Annotated in this window: 17 protein-coding genes and 1 other RNA gene; all 18 read left to right on the top strand. The window is 59.1% G+C overall.

Features of this window, described 5'->3' with window-relative positions; translation table 11 throughout:
• Nucleotides 1–27 precede the first annotated feature (27 nt).
• Nucleotides 28–678 (top strand): outer membrane protein OmpA, encoded by a 651-nt coding sequence (gene ompA, locus PHS32_RS00145; RefSeq protein WP_301076723.1) that lies wholly within the window; start codon nucleotides 28–30, stop codon nucleotides 676–678.
• 129 nt (nucleotides 679–807) lie between these two features.
• On the top strand, nucleotides 808–1,530 hold the full coding sequence (gene ubiG, locus PHS32_RS00140) for a bifunctional 2-polyprenyl-6-hydroxyphenol methylase/3-demethylubiquinol 3-O-methyltransferase UbiG (protein WP_301076722.1): 723 nt from the start codon (nucleotides 808–810) through the stop codon (nucleotides 1,528–1,530).
• A gap of 14 nt (nucleotides 1,531–1,544) precedes the next feature.
• The gene (locus tag PHS32_RS00135; RefSeq protein ID WP_301076721.1) at nucleotides 1,545–2,210 is read left to right on the top strand and encodes an HAD-IA family hydrolase; all 666 of its coding nucleotides are present in this window, start codon (nucleotides 1,545–1,547) and stop codon (nucleotides 2,208–2,210) included.
• Nucleotides 2,211–2,222: 12 nt separating this feature from the next.
• Nucleotides 2,223–2,609, top strand: a transfer-messenger RNA (tmRNA) gene (gene ssrA, locus PHS32_RS00130).
• 217 nt (nucleotides 2,610–2,826) lie between these two features.
• A complete protein-coding gene (locus PHS32_RS00125; RefSeq protein ID WP_301076720.1) occupies nucleotides 2,827–4,071 on the top strand; it encodes an integrase arm-type DNA-binding domain-containing protein in 1,245 nt (414 codons plus the stop codon).
• A gap of 179 nt (nucleotides 4,072–4,250) precedes the next feature.
• Complete coding sequence (locus PHS32_RS00120) at nucleotides 4,251–4,451, top strand: hypothetical protein (protein WP_301076719.1); 201 nt, start codon at nucleotides 4,251–4,253, stop codon at nucleotides 4,449–4,451.
• 108 nt (nucleotides 4,452–4,559) lie between these two features.
• A complete protein-coding gene (locus PHS32_RS00115) occupies nucleotides 4,560–4,844 on the top strand; it encodes a hypothetical protein (RefSeq protein WP_301076718.1) in 285 nt (94 codons plus the stop codon).
• Nucleotides 4,837–5,298 (top strand): hypothetical protein, encoded by a 462-nt coding sequence (locus PHS32_RS00110; protein ID WP_301076717.1) that lies wholly within the window; start codon nucleotides 4,837–4,839, stop codon nucleotides 5,296–5,298. The genes PHS32_RS00115 and PHS32_RS00110 overlap by 8 nt, the downstream gene beginning before the upstream one ends.
• A gap of 86 nt (nucleotides 5,299–5,384) precedes the next feature.
• A complete protein-coding gene (locus tag PHS32_RS00105; protein WP_301076716.1) occupies nucleotides 5,385–5,663 on the top strand; it encodes a type II toxin-antitoxin system RelE/ParE family toxin in 279 nt (92 codons plus the stop codon).
• Between the two features lie 17 nt (nucleotides 5,664–5,680).
• Complete coding sequence (locus PHS32_RS00100; RefSeq protein ID WP_301076715.1) at nucleotides 5,681–5,977, top strand: HigA family addiction module antitoxin; 297 nt, start codon at nucleotides 5,681–5,683, stop codon at nucleotides 5,975–5,977.
• A 109-nt stretch (nucleotides 5,978–6,086) separates the two neighbouring features.
• Nucleotides 6,087–6,821, top strand: a complete 735-nt coding sequence (locus PHS32_RS00095; protein WP_301076714.1) for a hypothetical protein — start codon at nucleotides 6,087–6,089, stop codon at nucleotides 6,819–6,821.
• Nucleotides 6,822–6,940: 119 nt separating this feature from the next.
• Nucleotides 6,941–7,177 (top strand): AlpA family phage regulatory protein, encoded by a 237-nt coding sequence (locus tag PHS32_RS00090; protein ID WP_301076713.1) that lies wholly within the window; start codon nucleotides 6,941–6,943, stop codon nucleotides 7,175–7,177.
• A 10-nt stretch (nucleotides 7,178–7,187) separates the two neighbouring features.
• Complete coding sequence (locus tag PHS32_RS00085; protein WP_301076712.1) at nucleotides 7,188–7,511, top strand: hypothetical protein; 324 nt, start codon at nucleotides 7,188–7,190, stop codon at nucleotides 7,509–7,511.
• A 2-nt stretch (nucleotides 7,512–7,513) separates the two neighbouring features.
• On the top strand, nucleotides 7,514–7,804 hold the full coding sequence (locus tag PHS32_RS00080) for a hypothetical protein (RefSeq protein ID WP_301076711.1): 291 nt from the start codon (nucleotides 7,514–7,516) through the stop codon (nucleotides 7,802–7,804).
• The gene (locus PHS32_RS00075) at nucleotides 7,801–10,725 is read left to right on the top strand and encodes a DUF927 domain-containing protein (RefSeq protein ID WP_301076710.1); all 2,925 of its coding nucleotides are present in this window, start codon (nucleotides 7,801–7,803) and stop codon (nucleotides 10,723–10,725) included. The genes PHS32_RS00080 and PHS32_RS00075 overlap by 4 nt, the downstream gene beginning before the upstream one ends.
• Nucleotides 10,726–10,768: 43 nt before the next feature.
• On the top strand, nucleotides 10,769–11,092 hold the full coding sequence (locus PHS32_RS00070; RefSeq protein ID WP_301076709.1) for a hypothetical protein: 324 nt from the start codon (nucleotides 10,769–10,771) through the stop codon (nucleotides 11,090–11,092).
• Nucleotides 11,093–11,149: 57 nt separating this feature from the next.
• Nucleotides 11,150–11,563, top strand: coding sequence for a hypothetical protein (locus tag PHS32_RS00065; RefSeq protein ID WP_301076708.1), 414 nt, complete (start codon nucleotides 11,150–11,152; stop codon nucleotides 11,561–11,563).
• Nucleotides 11,564–11,833: 270 nt separating this feature from the next.
• The gene (locus PHS32_RS00060; RefSeq protein WP_301076707.1) at nucleotides 11,834–12,514 is read left to right on the top strand and encodes a hypothetical protein; all 681 of its coding nucleotides are present in this window, start codon (nucleotides 11,834–11,836) and stop codon (nucleotides 12,512–12,514) included.
• Nucleotides 12,515–12,818: the final 304 nt, after the last annotated feature.

Raw genomic sequence — 12,818 nt, 5'->3', positions numbered from 1 at the left:
CTGCGGCTTTTTCCCTTAAGGAGAACCATGAAGAAATTTAACAAAGTGGCAATGCTGATTGCTGCCGCAGCACTGTCAACTGTTGCCGGCGCGCAAACCATCGACAACTGGCGTGGTGCTACTGGCGATGTCTGGAAAAGCGCGACGGGCCTGTGCTGGCGCGACGCGACCTGGACGCCTGCGACGGCTGCTCCTGGTTGCGATGGCGCGATCGCGGCTCCCAAGCCGGCACCGGCCGCAGCTCCGGCTCCGGCTCCCAAGGCAGCCCCGGCACCGGCCGTAGTTGCACCGAAGCCGGCTCCGAAGCCGCAACCTCCCGTCGCCACCAAGGTGACTTATGCGGCCGACGCTTTCTTCGACTTCGACAAGTCGGTGCTGAAGCCCGAAGGCAAAGCCAAGCTGGATGATCTGGTCGGCAAAGTCAAGGGCATCAATCTGGAAGTCATCATCGCTGTCGGTCACACCGACTCCGTTGGCAACGATGCCTACAACCAGAAACTGTCGGTCAAACGCTCTGAGGCTGTGAAGGCTTATCTGGTGTCCAAGGGCATTGAGAAGAACCGGGTTTACACCGAAGGCAAGGGCGAGAAGCAGCCTGTGGCTGACAACAAGACCAAAGAAGGTCGCGCCAAGAACCGCCGCGTGGAAATCGAAGTGGTCGGCACCCGCGCAAACTGATAGTTGCTGTTCGCGCCAACAAGCGGTCAATAGCGGCCGCGTCAAAAAACCCCGCTTGGCGGGGTTTTTTGTTTTCAGTCAGTTTGGAACAGGTCGGAACCTGGACCTTGTTTTGCGGATAATCTCCCCATGACTTCAACATTGAATGCTGATCCGGCCGAACTGGCCAAGTTTTCCGACCTGGCCCACCGTTGGTGGGATATGGACGGCGAGTTTCGTCCCCTGCATCAAATCAATCCCCTGCGGCTGGAATGGATCAACGGTCTTTGTCCAATCAAGGGCCAGCAGGTTCTTGATGTGGGTTGTGGTGGTGGCATTCTGGCCGACGCCATGGCGCGCTGTGGCGCCCAAGTGACCGGTATTGACCTGGCCGGCAAAGCGCTTCGAGTGGCGCAACTGCATGCCATGGAAGCGCAGACGCCCAATGTGCAATACCAGGAAGTCAGCGTCGAAGCCTTGGCGCAGCAGCAGCCGCAGAGTTTCGACGTGGTGACTTGCATGGAAATGCTGGAACATGTGCCGGATCCGGCGTCGGTGGTGCGGGCCTGTGCCGCCCTGGTCAAACCGGGTGGCTGGGTATTTTTTTCGACCCTGAACCGCAACCCCAAATCCTTTTTGCTGGCGATAGTGGGCGCCGAGTACGTGCTCAATCTGTTGCCGCGTGGCACCCATGAATTCGCGAAAATGGTCCGGCCCAGCGAACTGGCGGCATACTGCCGCAGCGTTGACCTTGACTTGCGGTCTACGCGGGGCATGGCCTACAACCCGTTGACCCGGCGCTACTGGCTCAACACTGACACCAGTGTGAACTATCTCTTCGCCACGCAAAAACCTGGAAACGGGTCCCGGTGACCGGAATTACCGGCATGTTTGCGGATGTGCGGGCGGTGCTGTTCGATCTGGATGGCACCCTGATTGACAGCGCACCGGATATGGCGACCGCGGTCAACAGGATGCGCAGTGTCCGGGGCCTGCCTGCCATGCCGCCCGAATGCTACCGTCCAGCTGCCAGCTCCGGCGCTCGCGGCATGCTTCATGTTGCTTTTGGTCTGACACCCGCGGATACCGAATTTGCAGCGCTGCGGGAAGAATTTTCCAGAAATTATGAGCAATGCATGACGCAATACACCCAGGCTTTTGCCGGTGTGCCCGAACTGATTGCGCAATTGGTGGCGCTGGAGCTGCCCTGGGGTGTTGTGACCAATAAGGCAGCGCGTTTTACCGACCCCTTGACGCGCGCCATGCCCTTGTTTGCGTCGGCCCGGACCATCATCAGCGGCGACACCACGTCCCATGCCAAACCGCACCCGGAACCCCTGCTGGAGGCGGCACGACGACTGGCCATTGAACCGGCGCGCTGTCTGTATGTGGGCGACGACGAGCGGGATGTGGTGGCCGGCTTGGCCGCTGGCATGGGCACCGTGGCCGCCGGCTACGGCTACCTTGGCCTGCAAGGCGATCCGGCACAGTGGGGCGCGCACGCTACCATTAATTCTCCAGCGGCGCTCTTGCAATTGCTGGACAAGGCCTAAAATAGCGAGCTTGGGGCTGCACTGGTTTCGACGTGGGTACGGAATCGCTGTGGTGCATGTCGAGCTGAATGCGCTCGTAAAACAGATTCAAAAAAACTAACTGCAAACGACGAACGTTTCGCACTCGCTGCTTAATAACCAGTGAGCCTTACAACAGCAGGCCGGTGGGCTGGGCAAGGGGTTTTTAACGCAAGTTAAGGGCTCCCGGCTGTAAGGTCATACACATCGGCTGGCGCTGGATCGGGTACCTTGATCTGGCGCAAGAAAATAGGGTGCTGGCGTCCTGTGTAGCGTGTGGCTGCGCGATACAGGTGGCGAGACTCAAATCAGACCACTAAACATGTAGATCTGCTCGAAGATGGCTTACGGACGCGGGTTCAAATCCCGCCAGCTCCACCACCACACCGTCCAAGGCCGTTTGCTAAAGTCCAGCAAACGGCCTTTTTCTTTGACAAATCAACAGTTTACAGGTGTTTCGCGTCCGGTAAGGTCCATTAAAGCCCGTTGACAGCCAACGCAAAACCGGGGAACATACCGGGGAACGACCTGGGTATGTTGCTTATTTATTGTGCAGTTGTTCCCCGGTTTGACTTTTGTTCCCCGGTAGGAGTCCGCCATGCTGACCGACAAACACTGCAAAAACGCCACTTGCGCCCCGGAGAAAAAGCGAGCCCGCTTCACCGACGCTGGCGGCCTGTACCTGGAGGTAAGCCCGGCCGGGTCAAAGCGCTGGTTCTGGAAAACCTATGCCGGCGGCAAAGAGAGTCGCATGGCGCTTGGCGCTTACCCGGCCATGGGCTTGAGCGACGCCCGCAAAGCCCGTGACGCTGCCAAGCTGCACAAGTCCGAGGGACGCAACCCGGTAGAAGTGCGCAAGGTGCAAAAGCTGCGTGCCTTGCGCCCTGAAGGCGACACCTTCAAGGCCGTCGCCATGGAGTGGTACGAAAAACAGGTACCGCAATGGAGCCCCAGCCATGCTGATCGATCGCTGCGCCAACTGGAGCGCGACCTATTCCCCTGGATTGGCGCCCGGCCGATCGCAGACATTCACGCCATGGAACTGCTGGCCGCCCTGCAAAAGGTGGAAGAACGGGGGGCCATCGAAACGGCCGACCGGGTGCTGATGCTGGCGCGTCAAATCTGGGATTACTGGCTCCCGACCACCAACGTACAGCAACGCAACATCACCGAGGGGCTGCAATCCCGATTGACACCCTACCGGGGCAAAACCTTTGCCGCGATCGTGGCGCCGGCGCGGTTCGGGGATCTGCTGCGTGCCATTGCCGTTTACAAGGGTGGCGTGACCGTGCGCACCGCTTTGCAGCTTGCGCCACTGCTGTACCAACGCCCCGGCAACCTGCGCGAAATGGAGTGGACAGAGCTTGACCTCGACGCGGCGCTGTGGACCATCCCCAGCTCCAAAATGAAGCGCACCAAGTTGGAAAAGGAGCAGGGCGAAGCCCATACTGTGCCATTGCCCACGCAAGCCGTGGCGCTGCTGCGCAGCCTGCATCCCGTGACTGGCCATGGCCGCTATGTCTTCCCCGGTCAGCGCAGCCACGAACGCCCCATATCCGACAACTCAGTGCGCAGCGCCTTGTATGCCCTGGGGCTGGGCAAGGAGCAAACCTGGCACGGATTCCGGGCCAGCGCCAGAACGATGATGGTCGACCAGTTGAACCTTGACCCCCTGGCCATTGAAGCCAACCTGGCCCACGCGGTGAAAGACGCCAACGGGCGCAGCTACAACCGCACCCAGTACCTGGCGCAGCGGTTCAGTCAGATCCAGCAATGGGCGGACTACCTCGACAAGCTGCGCAAGGGTGCAGACGTCATCACACTACCCCAGCGGGCTGCATGAAGATGGCCGGCGCCGGTCGCTTTTGGGAGGTTGCACCCCGTTTACCGGCTGCTACTTTGCAAAAACACTGCGACAGTGAGGGCAAATCGGCAAAACCCAGCAACCATGCGGGTTTCAGGCCGATTTGGAAGTGAGGGCAAAGTGAGGACAAACTGAGGGCAAAGTGAGGGCAAATCTATATGATGAAATTGATTCAATCTCTTATCTCTACTCTTTTCCCGCCGGCCAGCCTCGGCACCGGCCCGGTTTCGGGCTTTGCCGGATGCCTTCACACCGTGCCGGAATTGAGCGCAAAGAGGCCTTCCCTTGGAACCATTCACACGCGGCGGCCAATTGACAGGTTTGCGGCGCACCAGGTGCATATCGCCCTGCTGACCTGAGAAAACCGCCATGCCCGGCGGCGGTTTGAGCCGGGCAATAAAGGCGGCGGTGCAGGTGTACATACCACCTGCACCGCCTGACCACTAGCGATCACGAAAGGATCGAAAATGGCTGAGCAACAATTTACACCAAACGCAAAGACGAATAAGTTTGCCTTTGAATTCCTTGAGGACGAACTGGAGACTCTGCTGGCGCTGTCAATCACTTTAATGAATCGGTTGGAGCCGGAGGATCCGAAAAACCCAAGCGACAGAGACGACATAACATCATGGCGACTTTCGCAGGTTTTGAACGACAGACTTGCAACGGTGGAATTTTCAAACAATATGCGGATGCTGATGCTGGGCAGCGCAGACGTCTGCAATTCCTCAGCGGAGGTGTCTCATGCTTGATGTGCAATTGGCCAAAGAGAAAGCCCCACCGGCGGTACAACAGTTTTCATCGAGCAACGTTGCTTCGGTGGTGCGCAATGTTCAGGCTGCTCGGGCAGTTCTTCGCACCGTCGTTTTGACGATTGAATCTCAAGAGGACGGGTCGACCTGTTTTGATGATAAGTTGGGCACGTCACGGTGGCACTCGGCTATTGTTGTAGTCTGTTCAAGACTGCAAGTTGCGCGAGATGAATTGATGGAAACAGGCGGTTCACCACCTCTTGATTGGTTTACACCGCTGACATTGGCTGAGGCGCTAGATGCTGCTTTGTGGTACGGGCACTCGTGCCGTGACGATGAGCGGCTATCTAACCTTGAAACAGTCAGCGCGGCCCAAGTCGTGATTGATTCACTGGATGAACTCTTGCAAGAATGTGACGCGATCGGACTGGACAGAGCAGCACCAGCCCATTGAAATTCCTACACGTCTACCGCGCACCTGATGCATCGCTGGCTGGTGGTTTTGTGTCTGGCAACTTGTAAATCAACGCTTAACAGTTTATGATTCTCACTTTCCGACACAAAGGGCTTGAAACGTTCTTCAAAACCGGACGCATGGCGGGCATTCAACCCATGCATGCAAAGCGCTTGCGCGAGCTGCTGACCGCCTTGAACGTCGCCAGCGGCCCGCAAGACTTGGGCCGCCCAACTTGGCGGCTGCATGGGTTGACTGGCGACCGTGCCGGGTTTTATGCGGTGACCGTGCAAGCCAATTGGCGGCTGGCCTTTCGGTTTGTCGGCGCGGACGTGGAACTTTTGGACTATCTGGATTACCACTGAGAGACAACATTGTGAACATGCACAACCCTGCCCACCCGGGCGAACTACTGACCGGATGGCTTGATGATTTGGACGCCAGCGTGACCGCCTTTGCCGCGCATATCGGCATCAGCCGTGTCATGCTGTCCCGCGTGCTGCACGGGCATGCCGCCGTGAGCGCCGACATGGACCTGCGCTTGTCCGAAGCCCTGGGCACGACGCCGGGCTATTGGTTGGCGCTGCAAATTCAGCGGGATTTATGGATGGCACGCCAGACCGCCAAAGAGCGCAAGCGCATCAAGCGCATGGCCACGCCGGAGCCCGTGGCCGCATAACCCGTTTCGCCACGCCTACCCCGCGCCTGATCCGCAAAGGGGAAAAGCCGGAAACCTTCACCGGCCTGGCGCTGGCACCCAATGAAGGCTGCACCGTGAAGGGGATGCGATGGGTGATTCCGAACAACAAAAAGCCAACCAGAGGTATTTGAACTGGTTGGCTACACCGCTTGCTGTGAAAAGTCGGGACACCCTGAAATTGGCCTGTAGTGCTTTGAAACTGTCAGACGATATCTTTTCGCAAGTCGAATTTCAAACTCGGTTGCTGAGGGACTTTCATACTCACGGAAAGCAGAAATTAAAATCACCACGAGAGCAAGTCAAATCATTGGAAGACGTGGAAACTGCGGCAAAAGCTTTGCATAAGGCTATTCAGAATTTGGATCAGGTGCAATGCGTCGGGATTTGGTACATGTTGCCTTCAGACGAACTTTCAACCTCTCGCGTTATTCAAATTTCAACAGAGAAAGCAAGCGCTACGGTTGGCACAGTCGTGCCAGATAGTCACGTTGTGTACCCGACCCTAAGGGGGCGCGTTGGTCATATCGGTGCTGAGGCCGAACGGTTGTCAAAGATTGCCCATTCGCTGTGCCAAGCTGAAGGCGGGAAAAGTAAGGCAGGGGGGAAAAAGAATGTTCAAAGTTACTACGCGTGGCATGTCGGCAAGATCTATGAAGCGGTCAAGGGCACGACCATAAACCTGGGGCGCAATGGAAATTTTTCGAGGCTCTGCACCGCAGTGTATGACGCTGCAGGGGTAAATATTGATCCGGATGGGGCCATCCGCAAACTGGTGTCTGATCGCAAACTGGCAGAACAAATATCGGATGACGCCCCCTTTTGATGGTGGACAAAAGGTGCCAATAAATTCGATGGAAAATTCCATCATGAAATGGCAGTAGTTAAATCCTTTACGGCGTGGAGGGTTTAAGAAAAACTCGGGTTTTCAACGAAGGGAAACCCATGAAACCCCAAGCAAACCCGCCCGCGTCCAGTCATGAAATTTTGCTTCGACTTCCCCAAGTTGAAGCCCGCGTCGGACTTCGCAAATCCAGCATTTACGAAATGCTGAACCGCACCCCACCCGCATTTCCGCGCCCCTTGAAATTGTCCCGGCGTGCCGTGTGCTGGCCTGCGTCGGCAATCGACGCATGGATCAATGAGCGCATCGCCGCCGGGGTACAAACACCAGAACGTTGAAGGGGCACTCATGAATGCCTCCAACAATGCGGCAAATGTGGCCTTGATAGCCCTCCGGCACGAGTCGTGGCTCTACACCAGCCGTAATCCTGGCAAGGTGCCGCCCGCAGACTCTCCAAGCCGCCCGGCGCTGGCTGTGCTTTGGAAGGCGGCGCACGGCGCAGCAACCAAAAGGCGAAACCTTCGCACCTTCGGCCATCGTGGCCATCGATTCGGCGTCGTGTATTTCGGTAGCCAGCTTTGCGTGATGGATTGGGCCACCCGCGCAATTCTTGTACGTCCGCCCACTTCAATGGCGGCCCTGGCTGACGTGCTGGGCTCACAGGACTATTGACCATGGCCAGCGATACCACCACCCAGCGACAGATCGACACTCGGCAGGGGCAAGCCGTTCGCGTTGCCGATTACCTGGAGCAACACCCCGACAGCACAGCCAAGGAAATTGATGCCGCGTGCGACACCGGTTGCATTTCCAAGGTGCTTTCCGACATGCGGCGCATGGGGTACGGCATTCACAAAGACCGGCGCTTCGTCCCTTGTGCTGGTGGCGACGTCACGCGGCATGTGCGCACCTACGCACTGACACACCGACCCGACGCCCAGCCCGACCTGTTCACCCCTGCATGAAAACCACCATCACGCCCGAGCTGATCCGCAGTGCCTTGCAATACGTACCGGCAAACCTGCCCCGAGATGAATGGGCACGTGTCGGCATGGCCATCAAGTCCGAGTATCCAGACGACACCGGGCGCGAGCTGTTCAGCGAATGGAGCGCCACTGCTGCAAGCTTTGACGCCAAGGCCACGCAATCAACCTGGCGCAGCATCAAGGCCGGCGGCGGCGTGAGCATCGGCACGCTGTTGCACCTGGCCAAAGAAAACGGCTTCACGTTGCCCAAAGCCGACCAGGCAGCCAGCAAACCAGATCCCGAAACAGTGGCCCGCCTGGCACGCGAGCGGGCCGAACGACAGCAGGCCGAACAGGCCCGGCAACAAGCTGCCTACGCTCACGCCGCCAGTGAGGTGCAAACGCTGTGGGCACAGGCCAGCGAGACAGGCATCAGCCCTTATCTGGCCCGCAAGGGGGTACAGGCCCACGGCGTGCGCTTCGCTGCTGATGGCTGGCTTTTGGTGCCGCTGCGCGATGCGGCCGGCACACTGTGGAATGTGCAGCGCATCGCCCCCGAAAAGAACCATAACGGAAAAGACAAGTTCTACGGCCCGCCGGGCATAAAGGAGGGTGAGGGCGGACGCAAGTCTGGTCTATGGCATTTGCTGGGCGATGCGGCCACCGATCCCGCCGGGCCTGTCGTGGTGCTGGTGGCAGAGGGTTACGCCACGGCCGCAAGCCTGCATGAAGCCACACACCGCCCGGTGGCCGTGGCCTTTGATGCCGGCAACCTGGCACACGTTGCCAAAGCACTGCGCACGCAATACCCGGCCGCCCTGTTGGTGCTGTGTGGCGATGACGATTTACAGACGTCTGCACGCACCGGCCACAATCCGGGCCGTGACAAGGCCACAACGGTGGCGCGAGCCGTGCGTGGTCTTGCCGTCTTCCCTGAAAACTTGCCCGAAGGCGGCAGCGACTTTAACGACCTGCACCAGGCGGCGGGACTTGAGGCGGTGCGCAACATTGTGGAGACTGCGATTGATGCGCACCAGGCAGCCCAAACAGCCGCACACGCTGCGCAAGCGGACAAGGCGGGCCAGCGCAGCCAGAACACGCTGCGCAAGCCCAGCGGGGCCGATAGCGGCTCCGGCGCGACGGGCCGCGATCATGACCCCTTCACTGTCGACGATTCCGGCGTGTGGTTTGTGGGTACCGACCAGGACGGCAAGCGCAAGCCCCCCGAGTGGATTTGCAGCCGCTTGGACGTGCGGGCCCGCACCCGCGACCAGGACGGCGGCGGTTGGGGTTATTACCTGAGCTTTGCCGATCCGCTGGGCAACGTCAAACAATGGGCCATGCCCGCCCGCATGTTGTCGGCGGACGGTGGCGAATACCGGGCAACGCTGCTGAATATGGGCCTGCACATTGCGACGTCACCCCGTGCCCGCAACCTGCTGACCACCTACCTGCAAAGCCGTGACCCCGATGAATTCGCAAGCTGTACCGACCGCATAGGCTGGCACGGCCGCGCCTTTGTGTTGCCGAAGGAAACCATTGGCGACAGTGCAGAACGCATCGTGTTTCAGAGCGATAGCGCAGTAGAAAACACATTCCGAAGCAAGGGCACGTCCGACCAATGGCGCGAGCGTGTCGGGGCTTTGTGTGCGGGCAATTCGCGCCTTGTCTTTGCCGTGGCCTGTGCCTTTGCCGGGCCGCTACTGCGACCGGCGGGCATGGAGTCCGGGGGCTTTCATTACCGTGGCGATAGTTCCAGCGGCAAAACGACCGCTTTAAAGCTGGCCGCCAGCGTGTACGGCGGCGCCAGTTACTTGCAAAGATGGCGGGCAACCGATAACGCCCTTGAGGCCATTGCAGCCCAGCATTGCGACGGCCTGCTGATCCTTGACGAACTGGCACAGATCGACCCCAAGACTGCGGGCGAATGTGCCTACATGCTGGCCAACGAACAAGGCAAGGCCCGCGCTACCCGCACCGGCACGCCACGCACCCGGCAGGCATGGCGGTTGCTGTTTCTGTCCGCTGGCGAATTGGGCCTCGCCGACCACATGGCAGAGGGTATGAAGCGCACCCGCACCGGGCAAGAAATACGCATGGCAGACATTCCCGCCGATGCTGGCCTGGGGCTGGGTGCATTTGAAAATATCCACGGACACGCGGGCGGCCATGCCTTTGCAATACACATCACGCACCAGGCGCAAGCCGTCTACGGTGCCACGGGCCGCGCCTGGCTGGAGTGGTTGACCGCCCATGCTGATACGTTGAAGGCCAGCATTCGCAAAACGGCCAACACCTTGGCTGCACTGTTGGTCCCTAAGAACTCAAGCGGACAAGTGGAGCGGGTAGGGGCTCGCTTTGCGCTGGTGGGTGCGGCCGGCGAGCTGGCCACGGCGGCGGGCCTGACCGGCTGGCCAGTGGGTGAGAGTGAGCGGGCCGCCCGTGCCTGCTTTGATGCCTGGCTTGCGGCCCGTGGCGGCATCGGCAATGGTGAGGTGGTGACCATGCTGCGGGCTGTGAGGCGCTTTCTCGAAATGCACGGCGAAGGTCGCTTTGCCATGTGGCACCGTGGCAGCGATGACCACGCCCCCAAGACTTTGAACCGGGCAGGCGTGCGGCGCATGTTGAACGACCAGGGTGAACCGATCAAGACCAACAGCCAGCACGGTGCAGAGTTTGGTGACCGGATGCCCGCCGCCCTGGGTGAAGATGTGAGCTTTGAATATTTCATCCTGGCTGAAACATTCCGGGGCGAAGTCTGCCAAGGCTTCGACTATCGGGTCGTGTGCCGCGTGCTGTTTGATCACGGCTGCCTGGCGCCCGATGGCGGCCGCCCGTTCGACTGTAGGCCGCGCCTGCCCGGCATAGGGCCTGCAACGTGCTACCGGATCACGCCTGAGATATTCAACCTTGAGCTGTGAACCCCCTGTGCTTTTTCCCAATGTTTTAACCCAAGGAGAAATTATGGCCAATGAAGTCAACAGCAACAATCCAGACCTGTCGAGTCAACGCGCAGACCTGGAGGCCCGCATCGCCCGGGCGCAAGACGCCCTCGATTTTGTGGATCGCGCCGAACGCGAAGCTGCTCAGATCGCCGCGACAATGCGGGGCCTTGCCGCTGTCAAGGGTTCACGGGGAGAGCGCAGGAAGGGGGGCAGGAATGCGCAGAACTTTGAGACTAAGACTGCCAAAACAAGAGACAGAACTCGGGCGTTGGCAAAGGCCGTATTGGTTGATCTGCATACACAACTGGCGAGGCTGAACGGGTCAGCAGACGGAACCCCCTGACGGTCTCTTCTATCTCCATCGCAACCAAGGTGCCTTGTTGGGATGCCGCTTCAGTACATGACCCCGGTCACCGCCACCGAAACGCTGGTGCGCCACGTGCCCGCCGGACCGAAGCGGGACGAACTGATTGAACTCGTTCGTATTGGCATCAAATTTCAGCGGCAACAGCACACAGGAAAACGCCCGGGGCACCTGGCGCAGCTGGTGCTTGATTGTGCAAGGCGTGCCGGGCCGCCGTACTCGTTCGCGCAGTTGCTTGATCAATTGGAACTGGAGGCTGCTCGCCGGCAATTACACGGCGAGCGGGCGTCACCAGTTGAAAAGATCGATCGCATATGGCAACTGGCGACGGTCCACCTACCGAAGCGCGGCCGCGTGCAAGTGCCGTTCAAGACGCTGCAAAACCACCTGACCGACACCAAGAAAAAATTACGCGAGGAATTCCCGGCTCTCCCCAAATCGGGAATTTGACAGCGTATCTTGACGTGAACACTGCACTCGCACGGTGCGCAATTTTCAACAGCAACAAGGAAAGGAAGTTATGGAACGAGCAACAGCAAGACGAAGCGGACAACGTAAAACGCCGATTGAACAAATACCCCCTTTCAGAAACCACTTGGAGCGCGAGAACATCACGCTTCAAGAGTTTCACCAAAGGCAGAGCCTCGCACCCGGCTGCGACGCCAACAGCGAAGCACTGAGTCTGCACCATCGGAAAGTTATGACCAACAAAGGAACCAAATGAACACGGAGATCGATATCCGCCTTGAACGCGATCCGCGCTATACGGCCGCAGTTGAGCACTACACCAAGCTGAAACTGGAATTGGACGCGCTCGAACGCAAGCGCGATGAAGTGCAATCCGGCCTTAACTCACTGGCTGACCATGCTCGCAACAGGATCACCGAGGAAGCGACAGCGTTGCTATCAGGTGGTACTCTCGCCGCCGGCTTGAATCGGGGGGCACTCACCCAAACCCTTGGAGAGCTCACGCACAAAATCATTGTGCTGAGAGAGGCGGTGTCAATGCAGCAGAACATCTTCTCCGAGTTGCGTAGCGTGGTGGGCAAGGGCATTGCCACCGACCTATTGCCGCAACACAGGGCCAACGTCGCGGCGCTGGCCAAGGCGGCGATTGAAATGAACATCGCCATGGAACGGGAGGACGCTTTGCGTCGCGCACTTCATGACACAAACGTGCCGGATTGCGGCATTCTTCGGCCTATGACGATGCCTGGAGTTGGCTTTCTCCGGGACAATCAAAGTCGAATCTTCCGCTTCCTGCTGGAGTGCGAACAGTATGGGTTCGTTCAAGCGTCCGACCTTCCTGACATTGTCCGCGCCCAGATTCCACCCAAGGCCAAACCTACACCGTCCACCGGCGCACGCCGCGCCAACGCAGACGGATGGGTTAACGCGTGACTTTAGGGCGCTTCAAGCTGCTGTTGGCGTGGCGCCCGGACGTGGATCTGCGCGACGCTCTGGTATTCGGCGGAATCGCGATGATCGGTCATGGTATCGCAGCGCTATCGCCACCGGCCGCATGGGTCGTTTGCGGACTTATGCTTTTCTGGCTGGGGGTGCGGCTATAACCGAATCGCAGCGCATCAGGAACACAAACTCGTTAGGGACATAGCCCTGCGGGGCCCTGGTGCGCTGCGTCCAGCCCGCCTGGCTTATGCCCATGACTGATTCTCAAAAAAGTTACGCACCAAATTTCCCGGCT

Origin of the sequence: Rhodoferax sp. (assembly GCF_028714215.1) — a bacterium.
Classification (GTDB): domain Bacteria; phylum Pseudomonadota; class Gammaproteobacteria; order Burkholderiales; family Burkholderiaceae_C; genus Rhodoferax.
This window is presented reverse-complemented; position numbering and strand designations above follow the sequence as displayed.

Coding starts and splice junctions, on each gene's coding strand:
- PHS32_RS00115 (WP_301076718.1), top strand. CDS start 4,560: ATGGCTGAGCAACAATTTACACCAAACGCAAAGACGAATAAGTTTGCC.
- PHS32_RS00120 (WP_301076719.1), top strand. CDS start 4,251: ATGATGAAATTGATTCAATCTCTTATCTCTACTCTTTTCCCGCCGGCC.
- PHS32_RS00070 (WP_301076709.1), top strand. CDS start 10,769: ATGGCCAATGAAGTCAACAGCAACAATCCAGACCTGTCGAGTCAACGC.
- PHS32_RS00105 (WP_301076716.1), top strand. CDS start 5,385: ATGATTCTCACTTTCCGACACAAAGGGCTTGAAACGTTCTTCAAAACC.
- PHS32_RS00080 (WP_301076711.1), top strand. CDS start 7,514: ATGGCCAGCGATACCACCACCCAGCGACAGATCGACACTCGGCAGGGG.
- PHS32_RS00095 (WP_301076714.1), top strand. CDS start 6,087: ATGGGTGATTCCGAACAACAAAAAGCCAACCAGAGGTATTTGAACTGG.
- PHS32_RS00135 (WP_301076721.1), top strand. CDS start 1,545: ATGTTTGCGGATGTGCGGGCGGTGCTGTTCGATCTGGATGGCACCCTG.
- PHS32_RS00110 (WP_301076717.1), top strand. CDS start 4,837: ATGCTTGATGTGCAATTGGCCAAAGAGAAAGCCCCACCGGCGGTACAA.
- PHS32_RS00060 (WP_301076707.1), top strand. CDS start 11,834: ATGAACACGGAGATCGATATCCGCCTTGAACGCGATCCGCGCTATACG.
- PHS32_RS00085 (WP_301076712.1), top strand. CDS start 7,188: ATGAATGCCTCCAACAATGCGGCAAATGTGGCCTTGATAGCCCTCCGG.
- ubiG (WP_301076722.1), top strand. CDS start 808: ATGACTTCAACATTGAATGCTGATCCGGCCGAACTGGCCAAGTTTTCC.
- PHS32_RS00125 (WP_301076720.1), top strand. CDS start 2,827: ATGCTGACCGACAAACACTGCAAAAACGCCACTTGCGCCCCGGAGAAA.
- PHS32_RS00065 (WP_301076708.1), top strand. CDS start 11,150: ATGACCCCGGTCACCGCCACCGAAACGCTGGTGCGCCACGTGCCCGCC.
- PHS32_RS00075 (WP_301076710.1), top strand. CDS start 7,801: ATGAAAACCACCATCACGCCCGAGCTGATCCGCAGTGCCTTGCAATAC.
- PHS32_RS00100 (WP_301076715.1), top strand. CDS start 5,681: ATGCACAACCCTGCCCACCCGGGCGAACTACTGACCGGATGGCTTGAT.
- ompA (WP_301076723.1), top strand. CDS start 28: ATGAAGAAATTTAACAAAGTGGCAATGCTGATTGCTGCCGCAGCACTG.
- PHS32_RS00090 (WP_301076713.1), top strand. CDS start 6,941: ATGAAACCCCAAGCAAACCCGCCCGCGTCCAGTCATGAAATTTTGCTT.